At 60.4% G+C, this 4,934-nt stretch carries 7 protein-coding genes; 2 read left to right on the top strand and 5 right to left on the bottom strand.

Annotated elements, in window-relative coordinates; genetic code table 11:
• The 4 genes from D8U69_RS12050 to D8U69_RS12035 form a co-directional block, all read right to left on the bottom strand.
• On the bottom strand, window positions 1-382 hold a 382-nt coding region (locus D8U69_RS12050), incomplete at its 3' end, for a hypothetical protein (protein WP_130907365.1).
• A gap of 145 nt (window positions 383-527) precedes the next feature.
• The gene (locus tag D8U69_RS12045) at window positions 528-1,250 is read right to left on the bottom strand and encodes an anti-sigma factor (RefSeq protein WP_130904223.1); all 723 of its coding nucleotides are present in this window, start codon (window positions 1,248-1,250) and stop codon (window positions 528-530) included.
• Entirely contained in the window at window positions 1,247-1,774 is a 528-nt protein-coding gene (locus tag D8U69_RS12040; protein WP_130904224.1) for a sigma-70 family RNA polymerase sigma factor, read from the bottom strand. The genes D8U69_RS12045 and D8U69_RS12040 overlap by 4 nt, the downstream gene beginning before the upstream one ends.
• A gap of 107 nt (window positions 1,775-1,881) precedes the next feature.
• The gene (locus D8U69_RS12035; RefSeq protein WP_056854798.1) at window positions 1,882-2,403 is read right to left on the bottom strand and encodes a DUF3455 domain-containing protein; all 522 of its coding nucleotides are present in this window, start codon (window positions 2,401-2,403) and stop codon (window positions 1,882-1,884) included.
• A 151-nt stretch (window positions 2,404-2,554) separates the two neighbouring features.
• Here D8U69_RS12035 and D8U69_RS12030 point away from each other — a divergent pair, with 151 nt between their 5' ends.
• Window positions 2,555-3,178, top strand: coding sequence for a glutathione S-transferase (locus D8U69_RS12030; RefSeq protein ID WP_130907364.1), 624 nt, complete (start codon window positions 2,555-2,557; stop codon window positions 3,176-3,178).
• Between the two features lie 129 nt (window positions 3,179-3,307).
• Here D8U69_RS12030 and D8U69_RS12025 read toward each other — a convergent pair whose 3' ends face one another.
• Window positions 3,308-3,748, bottom strand: coding sequence for a CBS domain-containing protein (locus tag D8U69_RS12025; protein ID WP_056854796.1), 441 nt, complete (start codon window positions 3,746-3,748; stop codon window positions 3,308-3,310).
• Window positions 3,749-3,921: 173 nt separating this feature from the next.
• On the opposite strand from D8U69_RS12025, the gene D8U69_RS12020 reads away from it, so the two are divergent.
• The coding region (locus D8U69_RS12020; RefSeq protein WP_277751160.1) for a 3'-5' exonuclease at window positions 3,922-4,934 on the top strand (1,013 nt) is incomplete at its 3' end.

Genomic DNA, 4,934 nt, shown 5'->3' with positions numbered 1-4,934 from the left:
GGTCGGAGCCATCGGCAGCGACTTCGTTGCCTTTCAGGCGGTCGGAGCCATCGGCGGCGACTTCGTTGCCTTTCAGGCGGTCGGAACCATCGGCGGCGACTTCGTTGCCTTTCAGGCGGTCGGAACCGTCAGCGGCGACGGTGTTGCCTTGCAGGCGGTCGGAGCCATCGGCGGCGACTTCATTACCTTTCAAACGATCCGAACCATCAGCCGCTACAGCATTGCGTTTTTCCAGCAGGCGATCAGCGCCACCTTCAGCCACACGGCTTTCGATCAGTCGATCCGAGCCGCCTTCAGCGACGACGGGTTGAACAGAGGTCGCGGCAAAAGCGTTGATTGCGAAAACCGAGAAAGCGATGCTGAGGATGGTTTGGCGTTTCATGATCGTGTGCTCCGGGGTGTTGTTGGTTGGTATGGAGCCAATGTTACGCCGCGGATTTTTTAAGAGAACTTCATTGACGTGATGGTGAACATCGACAGGATTGATCTCACGAGCGCCATTCCTGTCGTGGGATTGATGATATCGCTCAGAGGACTTTCACCGCGCGGCCGATAAATTGAATCGGCCCGGTCGGCTTGCCGATTGGCGAGCCATTGGGGTTTTCCAGAGTCAGTTCGAACAGTTGGTTCGGTTCCAGCGGCGGCAGTTTGTCCAACGGCACCGAAAGCGTTTGCCCCGGTTTTACCAAACCGAGAGACACCGGGCCTTGCCAGCCTTCGGCCTTGGTCCAGAACTCCAGTGCCTTGTCTGCCGGCACTTCCACAACACCCAACGGGATCAGCTGGATCTCCCGGGGGTTGCTGGCCTGAATCACCCAGCCCGGCGCCTTGTCTTGCGGAGCGACCAACACCACCAGATACGTCGGTTTGACCGTGGTTTGCGTCAGCAACATAGCGCCCAGCAACAAGCTCGCGGCCAACCCGGCACCGGCCAGCCCTCGCCAGAGTGGCAGGCGATTCCACCAGGTGGCCGACGGGAGCACGCGGGATGTCGATGGCGGGCGATCAAGGGCCTCCACGCTGCGTTCGATGCGCTGCCACAGTTGCGTCGATGGGGTGTGCGGCTCGGCCAGTTCGGTCAGGCCCAGCAAACGGCTCTCCCAGTTATCGACGGCGTTGCGCAGCCCGATATCGCTGTGCAGGCGTTGCTGAACCTCGGCTCGTTGCTCGGCGGAAAGTGTTCCCAGCACATACTCACTGGCCAGTTCATCGAGCGCTTGCGGGGTTTCGTCGGTCGGTTTGCTGATCATCCCAGGCACTCCCGCAACGCCGTCAGGCTCCGCTTGATCCACGCTTTGACTGTGCCCAGCGGGGTGCCGAGCTTGTGTGAAATTTGCGCGTGGGAATATCCGTCGACATAGGCATGCACAATGCAGTCGCGCCGCAGCGGTTCCAGTTGTTCCAGGCACCGGTGGATGCGTGCCGAATGCATCTGGACATCAAAGGTGTCCGTGCTGTCCAGAACGTCGACATTGCCTTGAAGCTCGCGATTGTGATCACGCAGGTAGTTGAGTGCCAGATGCCGGGTCACGCTGAACATCCAGCCTCGGGCCGAACCCCGCGCCGGGTCAAAACCCCCGGCGCCGGTCCAGATCTTCAAGAATGCATCGTGGACGATGTCCTCGGCCAGGGCCGAATCCCGTACCAGCCGCTTGGCTACCCCCAACAACCGCGGGCTCTCCTGCACATACAAATCGCGCAGGGCCTGACGCTCGCCGCGAGCGCAGGCCGCCAGGTGGTGTTCATAGTCGAAGACGGTTTCGGGCAAGGACACTGTTCTCGGCCGGTGGTGGTTGAGATGTCGAATGCAATCTAGCAAACAAACGGCATTCCTGTAGCCGCAAGTTTGTCCCCGCAGGCGACTAAGTCAGCTCCCGGGCCTCAACTGGCCGCCCAGAAAATGTAATCCGCCTGATACTGCACCACTTCCTGCTTGCCCTTGTTGGCCGTCGTGCATTCGCTACTTGGCGCGACACCGCCCTTGAGGGCGACGCGCTGGATGTAGCTGACGCCGCTCATGGCGCCTTTGCCTTCGGCCGGGTTGGCCTTGACCAGTTGGTAAGGCAGGTTCCCCGGGCTCGACGGTGCCACGGCGAGTTGCGTGCCGGTGATTTTCGACCCGTCGTTGGCTTGCCATGTGGCCGGCGGTCCGAAATAAGTTCCGATCTGTTTGCCGCTGCGATCATTGAGCACGGCTTTGGGGCCGACGAAGGTCCATTCGGTCTGGCCGGCCGCATTGGCTTTGTCCCGGCATTCGTAGGTGATTTCGCCGACCCCGGTGGTTTCCAGGGCGACCTTGTGCCCGTCGGGCACCTTGATGTTGTCTGGCAGACCGGTCTGGGCGTAGGTCGCAGGAACGGTGGCGAACAAACCGACAAGGCAAATCAGTTGTTTGGCGTTCATCAAAAGCTCTCCGAAAGTGGGTAGTGCACTCGGCAGCAACAGGAGCTGCTACAGGTACTACCCTTGGCAAGGCATTCTGGATGCAGCGCCTCGAAGAAATTTTTCATCGCGACAAGAGTCAGCTGCTTGAGAGCATCCCAAGGAGGTGTGTATGTATCAACTCTACGGTCATCAGAATTCGGGCGCGGCGGCGGTCGAGGCCGCGCTGGAGCTGTGTGAGATTCCTTACCGCTTCATCGATGTCGAAGCCTCCCCGGAGGCCGCGCTGGCATTGGAGAAGCTCAACCCGCTCAAGCAGATTCCGACACTGCAACTGCCTGACGGCAGCATCCTGACCGAGAGTGCGGCGATCCTGATCCATCTCGCACTGACGTTTCCAGCGGCAAAGCTGTTGCCCGATCACCCAGCCGACCGTGATCAGGCCATTCGCGGGCTGGTGTATATCGTCAGCAATTGTTACGCGGCAATCGGCATCATCGACTACCCGGAACGCTGGCTGGCCGAGGCTGATGAATCGTCGCGACAAAACCTGATGGCCGGTACCCGCGCGAGGCTGCACTGGAGTTGGGAAGTGTTTGCCGATCAGTTTTCAGGGGAGCTGTATCTGGGTGAAGAACCGCCTGGCGCGCTTGACGTGCTGGCGGCGGTGATCACGCGATGGGGAGGAAGCCGCGAGCATTTGCGCCAGGCCCGGCCAGGATTTTTTGCCTGGCTGGAGCGGATTGACCGACATCCAACATTGGCGCCGGTGTTTGCCCGGCATTGGCCGGGCTGAAGCGCACCGACCACCTGTGGGAGCTGGCCTGCCAGCGATGGCGACCGGGCATTTGGCCTCGATATTGGCTGCCATGGCCTCATCGCGAGCAGGCTCGCGCCCACAGGTGGGGACTGCGGTGACCTGGGTTTATTCGCCGCGGATGTACTGCTCCAGTTGCCGAATCAATTCAGCCTGTTCAGCGATGGCTTCCTTGACCAGGTCGCCGATCGACAGCAAGCCGATCAGCCGGCCGTTTTCCACCACCGGCAAGTGACGCAGGCGTTTGTCGGACATGATGCCCAGGCAGGTATCGACTGTTTGGTGAGTGTCCACGGTGATCACCGGCGACACCATGATGTCGCGCACCGGCGTACCCACCGAAGAACGGCCATGCAGCACCAGTTTGCGCGCGTAATCCCGTTCGCTGATGATGCCCAGCACTTCATCGTTCTCCACCACCAGCAAGGCGCCGACATTCTTCTCGGCCATCTTCATCAGCGCTTCCAGCACCATGTGATCGGGTTTGATCTGGTGCACTTCCTGGTTTTTCTGATCTTTCAACTTGAGCAGTTGCGCGACGGTTTTCATGGCGGTTTCCCGGGTGTTGTCGTTGTCCTTGAAGAATCGTAGACACCGGCCCTGAGAGCAAGGGCGAAAGCGGCAGATAACGCTCAAAAAACGTCATTTGGCGGTTTTTTACAGCAACCGGCCGCCGAATCGACGCGTAGAATTGACACCCTGAATCCATTTCGAGGTTTGCAGTGGCCGATTTACCCCAGGGCTTTGTCCTGACCCGGCATTGGCGCGATACCCCGGCGGGTACGGAGGTCGAGTTCTGGCTGGCGACCGATAGCGGTCCCCGGCGCATCCGCCTGCCTTATCAGCCATCGGTGGCATTCCTGCCGGTCAGTCAGCGCGAGCAGGCCGAGGCGTTGCTGCAAGACGAAAAAAACGTCGAACTCAAGCCTTTGTCCTTGCTGGATTTCGAACACCGCCCGGTGCTCGGCTTGTATTGCCGCCAGCACGGGCAGTTGATGCGCCTGGAAACGGCACTGCGGCGAATGGGCGTTGAAGTGTACGAAGCCGACGTGCGCCCGCCGGAACGCTACATGATGGAACGGTTCATCACCGCGCCAGTGCGTTTTGGCGGTACGCCGGGCGCTGATGACCTGCTGCGCGATGCGCAGATGAAGCCCGATCCCGACTATCGACCACACTTGAAACTGGTGTCGCTGGACATCGAGACCACGGCTCAGGGCGACTTGTACTCCATCGCCCTGGAAGGCTGCGGCGAGCGTCAGGTGTACATGTTGGGGCCGCCCAATGGCGATGACAGTGAAGTGGATTTCCAGCTTGAGTACTGCGAATCGCGCACCCTGCTGCTGAAGAAGCTCAACGAGTGGTTCGCCCGACATGACCCCGATGCAATCATCGGCTGGAACGTGGTGCAGTTCGACCTTCGGGTGCTTCACCAGCACGCCCGGCGCCTGGCCGTGCCGCTGAAGCTGGGGCGTGGCGGCGAGGAAATGCAATGGCGCGAACACGGCAACGGCAATCATTACTTCGCATCCGCTGCCGGGCGACTGATCATCGACGGCATCGAAGCCCTGCGTTCGGCGACCTGGAGCTTCCCCTCGTTCAGCCTGGAAAACGTCGCGCAAACCCTGTTGGGCGAAGGCAAGGCCATCGACAACCCCTACCAGCGCATGGACGAAATCAACCGCATGTTCGCCGAGGACAAACCGGCGCTGGCCAAGTACAACCTCAAGGACTG

The sequence above is a fragment of the Pseudomonas sp. Sample_16 genome, assembly GCF_004307665.1.
Lineage (GTDB): Bacteria > Pseudomonadota > Gammaproteobacteria > Pseudomonadales > Pseudomonadaceae > Aquipseudomonas.
The sequence above is the reverse complement of the archived record's forward strand: the minus strand, read 5'-3'. Positions and strand labels throughout refer to the sequence as shown.